13 protein-coding genes, 5 tRNA genes and 2 pseudogenes are annotated in these 13,852 nt (G+C 63.3%); 13 read left to right on the forward strand and 7 right to left on the reverse strand.

Features of this window, described 5'->3' with window-relative positions:
* The 5 genes and pseudogenes from A2Z13_00265 to A2Z13_00285 all read right to left on the reverse strand — a co-directional run bounded on the left by A2Z13_00265 (position 1) and on the right by A2Z13_00285 (position 4,220).
* Positions 1-225 (reverse strand): annotated as a pseudogene (locus tag A2Z13_00265) (UDP-N-acetyl glucosamine 2-epimerase).
* 14 nt (positions 226-239) lie between these two features.
* A complete protein-coding gene (locus tag A2Z13_00270; GenBank protein OGP76149.1) occupies positions 240-959 on the reverse strand; it encodes a hypothetical protein in 720 nt (239 codons plus the stop codon).
* Positions 960-988: 29 nt separating this feature from the next.
* The gene (locus A2Z13_00275; GenBank protein ID OGP76150.1) at positions 989-2,059 is read right to left on the reverse strand and encodes a lipopolysaccharide heptosyltransferase I; all 1,071 of its coding nucleotides are present in this window, start codon (positions 2,057-2,059) and stop codon (positions 989-991) included.
* Positions 2,046-3,101, reverse strand: coding sequence for a lipopolysaccharide heptosyltransferase II (locus tag A2Z13_00280; protein OGP76151.1), 1,056 nt, complete (start codon positions 3,099-3,101; stop codon positions 2,046-2,048). The genes A2Z13_00275 and A2Z13_00280 overlap by 14 nt, the downstream gene beginning before the upstream one ends.
* A gap of 24 nt (positions 3,102-3,125) precedes the next feature.
* The gene (locus A2Z13_00285) at positions 3,126-4,220 is read right to left on the reverse strand and encodes an aminotransferase DegT (protein OGP76152.1); all 1,095 of its coding nucleotides are present in this window, start codon (positions 4,218-4,220) and stop codon (positions 3,126-3,128) included.
* A 138-nt stretch (positions 4,221-4,358) separates the two neighbouring features.
* Between A2Z13_00285 and A2Z13_00290 the strand changes: the two genes are divergently transcribed.
* From A2Z13_00290 to A2Z13_00315, 6 genes are all read left to right on the forward strand, one after another.
* Positions 4,359-4,446: transfer RNA gene (locus A2Z13_00290), tRNA-Ser, on the forward strand.
* Positions 4,447-4,509: 63 nt separating this feature from the next.
* Positions 4,510-4,602 (forward strand) — tRNA-Ser (locus A2Z13_00295).
* Positions 4,603-4,671: 69 nt separating this feature from the next.
* A tRNA-Ser gene (locus A2Z13_00300) sits at positions 4,672-4,765 on the forward strand.
* A 227-nt stretch (positions 4,766-4,992) separates the two neighbouring features.
* A tRNA-Ser gene (locus A2Z13_00305) sits at positions 4,993-5,085 on the forward strand.
* A 69-nt stretch (positions 5,086-5,154) separates the two neighbouring features.
* Positions 5,155-5,248 (forward strand) — tRNA-Ser (locus A2Z13_00310).
* 486 nt (positions 5,249-5,734) lie between these two features.
* Positions 5,735-6,247 (forward strand): hypothetical protein, encoded by a 513-nt coding sequence (locus A2Z13_00315; protein OGP76153.1) that lies wholly within the window; start codon positions 5,735-5,737, stop codon positions 6,245-6,247.
* Positions 6,248-6,297: 50 nt separating this feature from the next.
* On the opposite strand, the gene A2Z13_00320 is transcribed toward A2Z13_00315, so the two are convergent.
* Positions 6,298-7,104 carry an inositol monophosphatase gene (locus A2Z13_00320; protein OGP76154.1) on the reverse strand — a complete coding sequence of 269 codons (807 nt, stop codon included), beginning with the start codon at positions 7,102-7,104 and terminating at the stop codon, positions 6,298-6,300.
* A gap of 315 nt (positions 7,105-7,419) precedes the next feature.
* Between A2Z13_00320 and A2Z13_00325 the strand changes: the two genes are divergently transcribed.
* From A2Z13_00325 to A2Z13_00350, 6 genes are all read left to right on the forward strand, one after another.
* Positions 7,420-7,839 (forward strand): nickel-responsive regulator, encoded by a 420-nt coding sequence (locus A2Z13_00325; GenBank protein OGP76155.1) that lies wholly within the window; start codon positions 7,420-7,422, stop codon positions 7,837-7,839.
* Between the two features lie 139 nt (positions 7,840-7,978).
* On the forward strand, positions 7,979-8,677 hold the full coding sequence (locus tag A2Z13_00330; protein OGP76156.1) for a cobalamin biosynthesis protein CbiM: 699 nt from the start codon (positions 7,979-7,981) through the stop codon (positions 8,675-8,677).
* On the forward strand, positions 8,674-9,045 hold the full coding sequence (locus A2Z13_00335) for a hypothetical protein (protein ID OGP76157.1): 372 nt from the start codon (positions 8,674-8,676) through the stop codon (positions 9,043-9,045). Before A2Z13_00330 ends, A2Z13_00335 begins: the two co-directional genes overlap by 4 nt.
* Positions 9,036-9,953 carry a hypothetical protein gene (locus A2Z13_00340; protein OGP76158.1) on the forward strand — a complete coding sequence of 306 codons (918 nt, stop codon included), beginning with the start codon at positions 9,036-9,038 and terminating at the stop codon, positions 9,951-9,953. Before A2Z13_00335 ends, A2Z13_00340 begins: the two co-directional genes overlap by 10 nt.
* Position 9,954: 1 nt before the next feature.
* Positions 9,955-10,854, forward strand: a complete 900-nt coding sequence (locus A2Z13_00345) for a hypothetical protein (protein ID OGP76159.1) — start codon at positions 9,955-9,957, stop codon at positions 10,852-10,854.
* 68 nt (positions 10,855-10,922) lie between these two features.
* Positions 10,923-12,173, forward strand: coding sequence for a hypothetical protein (locus A2Z13_00350; protein OGP76160.1), 1,251 nt, complete (start codon positions 10,923-10,925; stop codon positions 12,171-12,173).
* A 10-nt stretch (positions 12,174-12,183) separates the two neighbouring features.
* Here the strand turns inward: A2Z13_00350 and A2Z13_00355 are convergent, their stop codons facing one another.
* Complete coding sequence (locus A2Z13_00355) at positions 12,184-13,470, reverse strand: cyclopropane-fatty-acyl-phospholipid synthase (protein ID OGP76161.1); 1,287 nt, start codon at positions 13,468-13,470, stop codon at positions 12,184-12,186.
* Positions 13,471-13,656: 186 nt separating this feature from the next.
* Between A2Z13_00355 and A2Z13_00360 the strand changes: the two are divergent.
* A pseudogene (locus A2Z13_00360) lies at positions 13,657-13,852 on the forward strand (hypothetical protein).

Raw genomic sequence — 13,852 nt, forward strand, 5'->3', positions numbered from 1 at the left:
CACGTCGTGGAGCTCCTGCCCCTGCCGCATGATGTCCAGGTCGTGGTCCGGACGGATGGAAAACAGATCCAGCACCTGGTCGAGCATCTCCCGGTGCTGTGCTGTCACGCACACCCGGCACGAAAAACGATCGCTTTGCTCCCGCAGTGCGTTCACGACGGGAGCCATCTTGATGGCTTCCGGACGGGTGCCGAAGACGACGAGGATCCGAATTGCTCTTCCCATACGCTCCCCGGTTCTCATTTCACCTTGTGTCTTCTTAGCAAGGAAATCGTTTCCAGTGAATCCGCGTATTCATGGTCTCGAGTCAAGAGGACAAACCCTCTCGGTTTCGGCTGAACACTTTCCTCCGCCGAAGGAATGGTCGGGAAAAATGCGCACAACTCGTGTTTTTTCATTGTAGAACGGATGAGGGAAATATTCATTTTCCGAAAGGCGCTGTACCGGTCGTATCCGTATCCATCATCACCGGGAACCTGAAAATCGTCTACGATTATTACAAATTTTTCCCACCGGGAAGCGATCTGCTCTATTTCTTCCACAAGCGGACAATCGTTCCCCCAATGGGCGTCCAAATAGAAGAAAACTTCACTTTGAACTATTTCAGGATTGTTGCTCAACTCTTTAATAAATGCCCTTGAATCGGAATGATATAAATATATTCCGGAAATGTTTTTCAGTCTCATCCTCGCCAACAAGTACATATTTTTATTTATTTCAGAGGAATAAACGGGCAATTTGGACCTCACAGACAGATATCCTGTGGTTTCACCATTATGCGTTCCCGTCTCGATGATGCAAGAAAACCGGTATTTCTTCAGCACCTCTTCGAAAATCCTCTTTCTTCCCGCCAATCCGTTGAAACCGCCACCTTCTCCTGGTTGAAACGTGGGGGAATTAACGAGCACAGAGACCGCTGTTTCAAGATCCGTCAACCGGTTCTTGATTTTCTTCAACATGATTCCTCCCCAAGGTTGGAGATGGATTCTTAACGGACCCCCATCAGATCCGCCATCGCTTCCGCCACCGCCTCCGCGGAGATGCTCCGCCGGCATTCGGCGTCCATGGCGCACCGTTTCCTCAGGCACGCCGTGCAGGGCATCGGTGCCTGGAGGAACCGGTGGTTGGAGCCGAACGGGGCGTTCCGGTTCCCGTCGGTGACCCGGAAGACGGAGACGGTCTTCGCCCCAACCGCGGCGGCCACGTGCAGGGGGCCGGTGTCCGGGGCCATGAGACAGCCGCACTTCCGGTACACGGCGGCGAGCTCCCCGAGGGTCAGCTTCGGAAGCAGTTCCACCCCCCTCCCCGCGTGGTTACGGATCTCTTCCGCCTCGCGGCGCTCTTCCTCGTTCCCCCACGACAGGAAGGCCCCCATCCGCGGGTAGCGTTTCCGCAAGACACCCAGAGCCTCCGCCCAGAAAACGGGATCCATCCGCTTGGTGCGCCACGTGGTCCCCGCGTGCACGACAACGAGGGGTGCGGCCTCCGGGAAGATCTCCCCGAGGACCTCTGCCGCGTGCCGCATCTGCGCCTCCGTGATAACGAATTCGGACCGGAGGTCGGACAGGTCGAACTCCCCGCCGAAGGGGGCGCTCACGATCCGGAGGAGCTTCTGGCTGATGTGCCGATCCTCCGGCCGAAGTGCAACCTTGCGGTTCGTGAAGAGGAGGTTGGGCACCTCGCGCGCTCCGTCCCGGTCGAACCCGTATCGCAGGGGGGCGGCGGAGAGACGGGTGACTACCCCGCTCTTGGCGTTCCCCTGGAGATCGAAGGCGACGTCGTACTTTCCCTCGCGAAGGCCTCGCACCGCCGCCGATGCCTCCCGCCGCGCCGCCGCCGTGCTCCACCCCTGTTTCCACCGCTTGAGATCGAGCGATACCACCCGGCGAAGCCCGGGGTTCCCTTCGAGCAGGCCAGCGAACCGCCGGTCGACCGCCCAGTCGATCCAAGCCGCGGGGGCGACCCGCCCCAGGTAATCGATCACGGGGAGCGCGTGCGCAACGTCTCCCAGCGCCGAAAGCTTCACGATCAATATCCGTTGAAATTCAGGTGGCCTCACGTGAACTCTCCGCCATCAGGCCGCGCGCGGCGTCAACCACCATGTCCGCCGTGATTCCCAGCATGCACTCGTGCCCCCGGTCGCACTCCCTCCGCATGCATGGGGAGCAGTCCATGTCCACGCGGACGATCTTCGCCGTGCGGGTCCACGGGGAAGTGGTGCGCCAGTCCGTCGGCCCAAAGATCGCCACGAGCGGGGTCCCAAGCGCCGCCGCGATGTGCATCGGCCCGGAGTCGTTGGTGACGAGGAATCCGCAGAGGGAAAGCAAAGCCATAAGCTCGCGCACGGTCGTCTTTCCCGCGAGGTTCACCGGCCTGCGCCGCATGGCCGCCTCGATCTCGGCGGACAGGGGCATCTCGGGGGACGACCCCATCAGCAAGACGGAGGCGTCCCACTCCTCCGAAAGGGCGTCGGCCGCGGCGGCGAACCGGTCGGGAAACCAGCGTTTCGCCGATCCGTATGTCGCGCCCGGATTGATTCCGAGGATTCTGCTCCCCTTCGGAACTCCCAGCGAGGATAGTCGCGCCACCATGGCGTCCCGTTCCTCACCGCTCACCTGCAGGCGCATCGCCGGGTTCGCCGGCCTGGGGATTCCCAATTCCGAAACCAGGTGGAGGTAATACTCCGCGTGGTGCATGCGGAGTACCTCCTCGGTCGCGGGTACGGCCCGGGAAAGGAGCATGCGCCTTCCATCGGTTGCATACCCCGCCCGGTCGGGAATGCCGGCAAGGAAGGCCAGAAGCGCCGCGTCGAAGGCGTTCTGAAACAGTATCGCCGTTGTGATGTCTCTGCGGCGAAGCTCTGCCGCCATCCGCAGCATCCCGGCCGCCCCGGCGTGTTTGCCTTCCTTTTCGTATACGAGGATTTCGTCGATGTCGGGATGATGGCGGAACAACTCGGCGACCAGGGGCTTTGCGGCCAGGAGGATCCGGGACCCGGGGAAAGCGGCCCGCACCGCGCCCAAAGCCGGGGTGGTCAGAACCGCGTCTCCAAGCCAGTTGACGGCACGCACGAGGAGCGGTTTCGGCAGGCCCTTCTTCATCCCGAATAGCACGAAAACAGAATATCATCCCCCGAAGAACCGGCGTACCTGCCGGATGACCTCGTCCTGGTCCTTCCGGGAGAGAAACGCCGACATCGGCAGCGAGAGGATCTCCCGGGAGACGGCGGAGGCCACGGGGAAATCACCCTCCCCGTACCCCAGTCCGGAGAAGGCCTCCTGCCGGTGCAGAGGGATCGGGTAATGAACGGCCGTGGGTATGCCGTTCTCGTTCAGATGCGCCGCGAGCTCGTCCCTGCGCGGGGTCCGGATCGAATACTGCGCGTAGACATGCGTGTTCCCGGGCACGATTGCCGGAACGGTGACGACATCCCCCAGGGCTTTCGAATAGTACGCACCCGCTTCGGCGCGGCGCTCCACCTCCGCGGGGAAATGGGGGAACTTGGCCAGGAGCACAGCAGCCTGGATCTCGTCGAGCCGCCCGTTGATGCCGATCGCCCTGTGCCGGTACCGCTCCCACTGGCCGTGGTTGCGCAGGCCCGCGATCCGGTCCGCAATCCTGTCGTCCGAGGTGAACACCATGCCTCCGTCCCCGTAGCAGCCGAGCGGCTTGGAAGGGAAGAAGGAGGTCGTCCCCACGTGCGGAAACCCGCAGGATCTCGTCCCGTTGCGCGTGGCCCCGAACGACTGGCAGCCGTCCTCGACGAGGAAGAGACCGTACTCCGATGCGATCTTGAGCAGGGCCTCGATGTCCGCGCACTGCCCGTAGAGGCTGACCGCGATGATGCCGCGCGTCTTCTTCGTCAACACCTCCTCGACCTTCCGGGGGTCGATGTTGTAAGTCAGAGGCTCGATGTCGACGAAGACCGGCGTGGCGCCAGCGAGCGCGACCACCTCGGCTGTCGCGATGAAGGTGAAGGGCGTCGTGATGATCTCGTCCCCGGGACCCACCCCGTGCGCCATCAGCGCGAGCAGGAGAGCATCGGTTCCGGAGGAGCAGCCGAAGGCGTGCCGGACTCCCACGTAAGAGGCCAGACCGCGCTCCAGTTCGGCCCCCTTGGGTCCCAGGATGAACTGGGAACTGCGGAGCACCTCGTCCATTCCGGCGCGGATGTCGGCCTCATAAGCCGCGAATTGGCTCTGCAGATCGATGAATTTCATTGGATAATCCGCCTTTTTCGCGATGCAAACTGTTTCCCGGGTACCTTTCCTTGTACCATATAGTCCACCGATTTCCAATTTCCGAGCCGTTTTTTCTGTCAAACCGCGGGGGTATTCTGGTATAAATACAAGGTTCCGGGAGGGATGGCCGAGCGGCTGAAGGCGGCGGTCTTGAAAACCGCTGAGCGGAAACGCTCCGTAGGTTCGAATCCTACTCCCTCCGCCAGGATGAGCGGGGACAATACTCTCCCGCATCCCGGAGATGAGGCAGGAATGTCACCGATGGATCGGAGAGGTGGCCGAGTCGGCTGAAGGCAACCGCCTGCTAAGCGGTTGTACGGGTAAAACCGTACCGAGGGTTCGAATCCCTCCCTCTCCGCCAGGATGTTTGACAATCGGAGAATTGGGGATTCGAACCGGCTGCCCTTTTTGGCATTGCCAGGAGGTTCGCGGAGAGGTGTCCGAGCTGGCCGAAGGAACGCGACTGGAAATCGCGTAGGCGGCTTAACCCCGCCTCGAGGGTTCGAATCCCTCCCTCTCCGCCAGGATGTTTGCAATCGGAGAATTGGGGATTCGAACCCGAGCCCGCCGCCGACCGATCAGGGAGGATAAGCGCGACCTTGTGGAGCGCGGCAGGCGGGCGAGGCGACCGGGAAGGCGATGGCGAGATCGCCGAAGCCTCATCGGGCGAATCCTACTCCCTCCGCCAGGATGAGCGGGGACAATACTCTCCCGCATCCCGGAGATGAGGCAGGAATGTCACCGATGGATCGGAGAGGTGGCCGAGTCGGCTGAAGGCAACCGCCTGCTAAGCGGTTGTACGGGTAAAACCGTACCGAGGGTTCGAATCCCTCCCTCTCCGCCAGGATGTTTGACAATCGGAGAATTGGGGATTCGAACCGGCTGCCCTTTTTGGCATTGCCAGGAGGTTCGCGGAGAGGTGTCCGAGCTGGCCGAAGGAACGCGACTGGAAATCGCGTAGGCGGCTTAACCCCGCCTCGAGGGTTCGAATCCCTCCCTCTCCGCCAGGATGTTTGCAATCGGAGAATTGGGGATTCGAACCCGAGCCCGCCGCCGACGAGGATGCTGCCTCGGGTATGGTTCTGGCAGGATCCGAGTCCGAGGGACCGCCGACCGAATAGGGAGGGAAAGCGCGAGCGACGGCGAGCGCGGCAGGTCCCGAGGCGGGCGGCGCAGCGACACCTGGAATATTGTGAGCGTGAGCCGCCGATCAGGGAGGATAAGCGCGACCTTGGGAGCGCGGCAGGCGGGCGAGGCGGCAGGGAGGGCGGCCCCACTCCCGGAATAAGTTCGCTCCCTGAGGTTCCCCGCTACAGAATTGCGGAGGGGTAAAGGCGGGATCGCCGGAGCCTCGACGGGCGAATCCCTCCCTCTCCGCCACATGGGGGACATTCCCGGTTTTATCGAGTTCCAGGTTGAGCAGTGTCCCCCGCCATGGTTATTACCGCCCGGACTTTCAAACCGTGAAAGGACGGAAAGAAAGAGGAGGAACGATGAAGAGAGCCGCCTTGCTGACCGCAGCCCTGCTGATGTTCACCCTTGCCATGGCCGCCTGCAAGAAAAAGGAGCCGCCGCCTCCCCCGCCGCCGATGCCCGGCCAGGGGATGCCCGGCCAGTTCGGTGCCATGCCCCCGATGGGCGGGGGTCCGGAAAAGAAGGTGGTCGTCCCGGATGCGGTGAAGGGAACTTGGAAGGCCGTCAAGATCGAGGTGGAGTACAAGGAAAAGAAGTCCAGGAAGCAGTTCACGGTGCCCCTGAACTCGGAGTTCAAGGTCCCCGATTCCGACCTTGTCCTCAAGACGGGCGAGTTCCTGCCTCACTTCTCGATGGCGGCCGACTCGATCACCTCCAGCTCCAACAACCTGGAGAACCCGGCGGCCCAGATCGAGGTCTTCCAGAACCAGAAGGAGATCTTCCACGGATGGCTCTTCGCGAAGTTCCCGACGGTCCATCCGTTCCAGCACGACAAGTACGGCATGACGCTTGTGGAGGGGATAAAGAAGTAACGCAGCGAAGGGGGGCGCGCGGGTGCCCCGGGGGGGAACACTCATTCAACTCAAGACCCGAGTTCACGAATGTCCCCCCGGGCACGCCGGACCACCGCCAGCATCTGCTCGTGGATCCGCCCGTTGGATGCGAGGATATCGGGCTGGTGGATGTCATAGGGCGACCCGTCGAGGCGGGTCGCCACGCCTCCGGCCTCCATAAGAATCAGAAGACCCGCCGCCGTGTCCCATGGCTTCAGCTTCAGTTCCCAGAACCCGTCGAACCTCCCGCAGGCGAGGTAGCACATGTCCAGCGCCGCCGACCCGTCGCGACGGATCGCCTGCCCCGTGAAAACGAACTCGCGGAAATATTCCAGGTTGGTGTCGGCGGACGTCTTCACGTCATAGGCGAACCCGGTCGCAAGCAAGGACTGGCGCAGGTTTTCCGTGGCGGATACGGCGATCCGCTCGCCGTTGCGGAACGCCCCTCCCCCGGGTGTCGCCGTGAACAGCTCCGAGAGAAGAGGGTCGAACACCGCTCCCGCCAGCGCCTCTCCGTTCCCCTCCACCGCGATCGAGACGCAGAAACAGGGGTAGTTGTGCGCGTAATTGGTCGTCCCGTCGAGGGGATCCACGATCCACCGGTAGGACGATGAGGACAGGATCTCCGGGGTTTCCTCCGAGAGAATGCCGTGGTCGGGGAAGGAGGACCGGATCCTCTCCACGATGTACGCCTCCGACTGGCGGTCCACCTCGGTCACCAGGTTGATCTCCCCCTTGTAGCGGATCGACTGTTTGCGTCCGTAGTTCCGGCGCAGGATCTCGCCCGCACCCTTCGCCACGTCCTCCGCGAATTCCAACAACTCCCTGTTCTCCATCGCGCCTCCCCGCGTACTGCGCTTGCATCCTTTCTCCGGCATTATAGTATGGTGGGGAATCCGGCGGGAGGCATGGAAGATGAAACGTGGCTTTGCGGTTCTTCTCTTGACGATGGTGGTCCTGCTTGCGGCGTGCGCGACTGCGAAGAAGGAGGCAAGGCCCTGGCAGCCAGGCGAGAGCATCCTCTGCCCCCATTGCGGGCGCGCGTTCCCGGTCCCCGAAAAGCTCGGCCAATGACGTCGACCGCTCCCCTTGATTAGTGGCACGTAATATATTATTGTGCCACCAAGGATCAGGAAGGGGGAAAAGGGGCAATGGCCGGCATCACCCGGTTCGGCGTATCGCTGGAGGAAAAACTCCTGAGACGGTTCGACCGCCTGATCGAGCGGAAAGGGTACGCCAACCGCTCCGAGGCGATCCGGGACCTGATCCGGGAGAGCCTGGTCCGGGAACAGTGGGAGATGGGCGCCGATGAAGCGGTGGGCACGATCACGCTCGTGTACAACCACGAAACACGGGAACTGGCCGACCGGCTGAACGACCTCCAGCACGCACACTACAAGGAGATCGTCTCCACGCTTCATGTCCACCTGGACGCCCACCACTGCCTGGAAGTCCTCGTGGTACGGGGAAAAGCCACCAACCTGAAGGCGATCGCCGACCGGCTCATCGGAACCCGGGGCGTCAAGCACGGGACATTCTCCGCCACGGCGGAGGGGAAGGCGCTGACGTGATTTTTTTGCCAGGGAGTAGCACGATTTTTAATATCGTAATATCATTCGTTCAAGGGGAGACCTTATGGCGTCGGGCAAAGACCCGATAAAAGATCCCGAAGGACAAGGCCCTTCCGAATCCAGGTAGCAGGAGAACCCCATGCACATCCCGGATGGATACCTCGGACCGCCCACCTACATCGCCGGCTATGCGATCTGCGCGCCCCTGTGGGCCCTGGCGGCGCGGAAGATCCGCCAGTCCCTCGATGCGCGCAGGGTGCCGCTCCTGGCAATCTCGGCGGCGTTCGCTTTCCTCGTCATGATGTTCAACATCCCCCTGCCCGGAGCGACCACGGGGCACGCGGTGGGGGGGGTCCTGATCGCCATCGCCGTGGGGCCGTGGGGAGCGTTTCTTTCGATCAGCATCGCACTGGTCATGCAGGCCCTGCTCTTCGGCGACGGCGGGATCACAGCCATCGGCGCAAACTGCATCAACATCGCCTTCGTCATGCCCTTTACCGGATATTCCGCATACAGGATGCTTTCCAAAGTGGGCCGATTATCTCGCGGGAAGGGAAAAACGATCGCGGCGGGAATTGCAGGGTGGCTCGGCCTGAACGCATCCGCATTCGCCGCAGCAATGGAGTTCGGCATCCAGCCCCTTCTGCACACGGGGGCCGATGGCCGCGCCTTCTACGCACCGTACCCGCTCTCGGTGGCGCTTCCAGCCATGATGGTTCAGCATCTCTTTGTTTTCGGGGTAGTCGAAGGGCTGGTCACCGGCCTCGTGGTCCATTACCTGCAGCGGTCGCGGTCCGCATGGATGCTGCTGCCGGCCGGAGGGGAGACCGCAAAATGAGCGGCACCGGGGGATTCAGGGAATACCGGAAATTCCTCGTCGCACTGATCGTCATGGCGCTCCTGTCACCTCTCGGGCTGTACCTGCCCCGGATTCTGAAGGCCGGTTCCGCCTGGGGGGAATGGGGCGTGGACGAGATCAGGGAGATGGTCGGGTACGAACCCCAAGGGATGAAAAAGACGGCGGAGGTCTGGAAAGCCCCGATGCCGGATTACGCAATTCCCGGCCAGGAGAACGCTCCCCTTCCCCGGCTGAGCCTCTTCTATATTCTGTCCGGATTCCTGGGCATCCTTCTGTGCGGCGGCGGAACCTGGCTCCTGGGCCGGTGGCTGGCCGGGAAAAGGAAGGTGCGGCAACCATGGAGGTGATGGATCGGGAACGGAAGTTTCTGGATCTTGTCGACGCCCGAGGTCTTCGACCACTCGGGAACCGGCACGTCGAGAGGACGCTGCGGGGAATCTCTTCCTTTTTTTCAACCGCCTTTTTCCGCGAAGAAACCGCCCGCCGTCCCGGCATCCTGCAGAGGGTCGATCCCCGGGCGCGTCTTCTCGCCGCCCTTGCGTTCCTTGTCAGCTTAAGCTTCGCACGGCGGTTCCCCACCCTCGAGGCACATGCCGTTTTGCCGCTGGCCGCCGTCGCGCTCTCCCGCATCCGCCTCCGGGAATTCCTGGGCGCCGGTTTCCTGTTCGCGTTGCTCTTTTCCCTGTTGATGTCGGCCCCCTCCTTGCTGAATCTTTTCTACGAAGGGACAGTGGTCTATCCGCTGCTTGCCATCGGCGAAGGACGGTCGATAGGCCCATATTCATTGCCCAAGGTCGTCGGGATCACCCGGGAGGGACTCCTGACCGCAGCCACCTTCCTCCTGCGCGTCCTCCCCTCCGTGGCAGCCGTCCTGTGGCTTACCCTGTCCACCCGATGGACCGACCTTCTCCGCGCCCTCCGGTTCCTGCGCCTCCCCCCCCTTTTCCTGCAGGTGGGAGGGATGACGGTGCGATACGTCCATGCCCTTCTCCGGCAGTCCGAAGAGATGCACCTCGGCAAAAAGAGCCGCTCCGTTTGCCGGCTGCCCGTGAGGGCGGAGCAGGCATGGGCCGGTTCACGCCTCGCGGCCTCCTGGGAGAGAAGCCTCCACCTGATGGAGGAAGTCAGCGGAGCCATGAAAGCACGGGGCTTCACGGGGGAAGCGAAATTCCCGCGGGAAGTTCGGTTCGGGGCAAGGGATTGGGGGTTCATCGTCGTCGTCATGTTATTCTGTATCGGTGCACATCTCCTTTGATATGCATGCGTCCCGTGATCTGCATGCGTCCCGGCAAGATCGGGAGACGGTTTCGCCGCCCCTCCTGGAATTGAAGGATGTCCATTTCGCTTACGACGGGATCCCGGCGCTTTCCGGCCTTTCGCTGGCGGTTGGTTCCGGCGAGCGGATCGCGATGCTGGGAGCCAACGGGTGCGGAAAGTCTACCCTCCTCAAGCTTCTGGGGGGATTGATCTTTCCGCAGAAGGGAACTTACCAGGCCTTCGGCCGCAGGATTACCGATCCCCTCCTCTCCCGCGACCCCTTCGGGATGTATTTCCGGAAGGAGATCGGCATTCTTTTCCAGAATCCGGACGCCCAGCTGTTCAACCCGACGGTCGAGGACGAGATCGCCTTCGGCCCGCTGCAGATGAACGACCCCCCGGAAGAGGTACACTCGAAGGTACGGGAAGCGATCGACCGCTTCGGGCTCCGCGGCCTCTCCGGCAGGCCCCCCTTCGCCCTTTCGGAGGGCGAGAAGAAAAAAGTCGCCATTGCCTCCGTTCTGGTGACGGACCCGCAGATCCTCCTGCTCGACGAGCCCACGGCGGGGCTCGACCCGCGGAGCAGCCGGGCGCTGGTGGACGTCATCATGGAAATGGAAACGCGGGGGAAGACGGTGATCACGGCCACACACGACCTGCACATCGTACCCGACATCGCGCGGCGGGTAATCGTGTTCGGAGAGGACCGGCGGATCCTCGCTTCCGGCACTCCCGAGCAGATCCTTTCGGACCGCTCCCTGCTCCTGGCCGCCAACCTCGTCCACCTCCACCGCCACGCGCACGAGGACTACTGGCACGAGCACGAGCATGAGCACCCCGAGGTATACCACTTCCACCGGCATCCGGACGATCCTTCTGACGGAGGTGCAGAGAAATGAGCCCCGTGCGGCGCCTTCCGGACTCCGTCGTGAAACGTCCCATTTCCCTGAATTACGGCCGCAGGACGATGGCGCTCCTGGGCGGCGTCTTTCGGACCGTCGACCTTCTCTCGGCGCGCCCTCCCCTGCTGCCTCCCTCCTGGGAAGCGCTCCTCCAGCAGCGGATCGCGCGGCCCATCGGCTGCCTCCCTCTGCGGCAGATTCTCAAGCCCGGCGAATCCGTCGCCTTCGCGATCTCGGACGTAACCCGATACAGCGCTACGGAAAAATTCCTCACACCGCTCCTTCGGGAGACGGACGCGGCGGGGATCCCCCGGAAGAAGGTCACCCTCTTCGTCGCCCGGGGGACGCACCGCGCGCTCTCGGTGGAGGAGCTCCGGGCGGTGGTCGGTCCCGAAATATCCTCCGGAGTGCACGTGGAGCAGTCGGACCCGGACGGAGAAACGGTGCTTGTGGGGACCACGTCGTGCGGAACGCCGGTCCTGTTATCCCGATCGTTGATGGAGCAAGACCGGATCGTCCTGACGGGCACGATCTCCTTCCACTACTTCGCCGGCTTCGGCGGCGGCAGGAAAACCTTGGTCCCCGGCTGCGCGGGGCGCAAGACCGCGGAAGCCACCCACTTTCGCATCTTCCGCACCGACGGCCCGGGGAAGCACCCCCTCGCGCGCCCCGGGATCCTTGCCGGGAACCCCGTGCACCAGGACATCCTCGAAGCCGTATCCATGGTCCCCCCTTCGTTCCTCGTCAACACGCTCCTCACCCCCGAGAAAAAGCTGTTCGACGCCGTCACCGGCCACTGGCAGAAAGCGCACGAGGAGGGGTGCGCACGGTATGCCAAGGTCTACCGGGTGCACCTCCCGCGGAAGTACCCGCTCGTCATCGCCTCGGCGGGAGGATTCCCGAAGGACATCAACTTCATCCAGTCGCACAAGGCGATGGACCAGGCCTTCGCCGCCCTCGAGGGGGAGGGTGCGCTGATCCTCCTTGCGGAGTGCCCGGAGGGATTCGGAAGCCCGCAGTTCTTCCCGTGGTTCCGGTTCCCGGACCCGGAGGAAATGGAGAGGGAGCTTCGCGCGAATTACCAGATCTACGGCCAGACCGCGCACGCCGCCTTCGTCAAGGCGAACGCCTGCCGTGTGATCCTGATCTCCTCCCTGCGCCCGGAGGACGTGGAGCGGATGGGGATGACCCCCGCGGCTTCCCTCGACGAGGCCGTCGAGAAGGCGCGCCGCCACCTGGGCGAGCTCCCTCCGCCGCTCGTCATTCCCGACGCGGGGTATGTGCTCCCGGATCCCCCGGGGAGGGCGGAATCCTGACGCCCGGCCTTCAGGCGTACCAGTCGGCCCTCGTCAGCGGCAGTCCGCTGGCCCCCCGGTCGGGCTTGGCCAGGAGCACCTGGTAGACGTTGTTCCGGCCCGTTCGGAACTTGTGGGCCGCTCCGGCCATGTACAACCGCCACAGGCGGTAGGCCATCTCACCGGCGGCGCGGCAAGCCTCCTCGCGTCGAGCTTCCAGGCGCCGCACCCAGTGCCGCAGCGTGATGACATAGTGCTCCCGCAGGCTCTCCACGTCCCTCACCTCGAACCCGTTCGCCTCCGCGGCGCTCAGCGTGTCGCTGATCGGCAGCAGCTCCCCGTCCGGAAAGACGTAGTGGTCGCTGAAGGACGGCCCGGGAACCGGGGGAAAGGCCGGATTGCAGGCGATGCCGTGGTTCAGAAAGAGGCCGCCCGGACACAGCAGTCGGAAGGCCCGCCGGAAATACTCCGCCAGGCGGGACTTCCCCACGTGCTCGAACATCCCCACGCTGACCAGCTTGTCGAAGACCACCGGTTCGTCGACGTCGCGGTAGTCGCAGACCTCGACCCGGCAACGGCCTGTCATGCCCGCCTCCCGGATTCGCTCGCTCGCAAGCGTAGCCTGGGGGCGGCTCAAGGTGATGCCGACCGCCTCCACGCCGTAGTGGAGCGCGGCGTGAAGGACCAGTCCGCCCCAGCCGGAGCCGATATCCAGCAGGCGCTCGCCGCTGCGCAGCCTCAGTTTGCGGCAGATGTAGTCGAGCTTCCGCTCCTGGGCGGCGTCCAGGTCCTCGTCGGGCGATGCGAAATAGGCGCAGGAGTAGACCATCCGGCCGTCCAGCCAGAGGGAATAGAAGGCGTTGGACACGTCGTAGTGGTAGGTCACCGCCAGCCGGTCCCGTGGTTTCGAATGGCGGAGGCCGTGCAGCCGCTCCGACGGGCGAACGGCTCGCGCGCGGTCCGGGGAGGGCAGGCTGAGGAGCCGCCGCGCGAATCGCAGGCGCTCGCCGATCCCCGGGCTCAGGCGAACCAGGTGGTCCGCCAGGGCGAAGGCGCTCCCGATGTCCCCCTCGATGTCGAAGTCATCGTACAGGTAGGCCTCGCCCAGGGAGAGTTCGCTGGGCGACCGGAACAGCGAACGCATCGCGCCGGGGTGCTTCAGGACCAGCGTAAACCGTCTGGGCTCCCCCGGCTCTTCCTCCAGGGTGCCGCCGTCCCACAGCCGGACGGCGAAATCGCGCGGATGGAGGTCTCCCAGCAGGTCCTGGAGAAAAGACAGGCATCTTTTCGAGATGCCATCCGGAGCTTTTTCCAGCAGCTTCACCAAGGGCGCCTCCTTTCCCGCTTCCCGGAAGGGATATTGCGCGGCGAAAAAGCTACATTTCCCTCCTCATCAATTTCTGAAGGTGCCTGCCGAAACCTGCTCGAAGGAATCATTGCCGAATGGTTGCCGGACCTGTGCGCACGACGGGGAAACCGATGCGATTATAATACCCCAACTCCCATGGATGGACCGCGGGAAAAAATATCCGCCCGCTTCCCCGGGGAGGAACAGGAGGCAGAGACGATGTACCGGATATGGAACCCCTCAGACATGAAGCCCCGTCAGCTGGCGCCGGGAGTGACGGCGAAAATCGCGTCGGGAGAGAAGCTGATGTTTTCCCTCGTGACCCTCGAACCGGGCGCGGTGGTGCCGGAGC

This window comes from Deltaproteobacteria bacterium RBG_16_64_85 (assembly GCA_001798885.1).
Taxonomy (GTDB): Bacteria; Desulfobacterota; Deferrimicrobia; order Deferrimicrobiales; family Deferrimicrobiaceae; genus FEB-35.

Excerpts from the sequence above, each read along its gene's own strand:
- A2Z13_00315 (OGP76153.1), top strand. The coding sequence starts at position 5,735 with ATGAAGAGAGCCGCCTTGCTGACCGCAGCCCTGCTGATGTTCACCCTT.
- A2Z13_00350 (OGP76160.1), top strand. The coding sequence starts at position 10,923 with ATGGCGCTCCTGGGCGGCGTCTTTCGGACCGTCGACCTTCTCTCGGCG.
- A2Z13_00340 (OGP76158.1), top strand. The coding sequence starts at position 9,036 with ATGGAGGTGATGGATCGGGAACGGAAGTTTCTGGATCTTGTCGACGCC.
- A2Z13_00270 (OGP76149.1), bottom strand. The coding sequence starts at position 959 with ATGTTGAAGAAAATCAAGAACCGGTTGACGGATCTTGAAACAGCGGTC.
- A2Z13_00320 (OGP76154.1), bottom strand. The coding sequence starts at position 7,104 with ATGGAGAACAGGGAGTTGTTGGAATTCGCGGAGGACGTGGCGAAGGGT.
- A2Z13_00285 (OGP76152.1), bottom strand. The coding sequence starts at position 4,220 with ATGAAATTCATCGATCTGCAGAGCCAATTCGCGGCTTATGAGGCCGAC.
- A2Z13_00330 (OGP76156.1), top strand. The coding sequence starts at position 7,979 with ATGCACATCCCGGATGGATACCTCGGACCGCCCACCTACATCGCCGGC.
- A2Z13_00280 (OGP76151.1), bottom strand. The coding sequence starts at position 3,101 with ATGAAGAAGGGCCTGCCGAAACCGCTCCTCGTGCGTGCCGTCAACTGG.
- A2Z13_00325 (OGP76155.1), top strand. The coding sequence starts at position 7,420 with ATGGCCGGCATCACCCGGTTCGGCGTATCGCTGGAGGAAAAACTCCTG.
- A2Z13_00335 (OGP76157.1), top strand. The coding sequence starts at position 8,674 with ATGAGCGGCACCGGGGGATTCAGGGAATACCGGAAATTCCTCGTCGCA.
- A2Z13_00345 (OGP76159.1), top strand. The coding sequence starts at position 9,955 with ATGCATGCGTCCCGTGATCTGCATGCGTCCCGGCAAGATCGGGAGACG.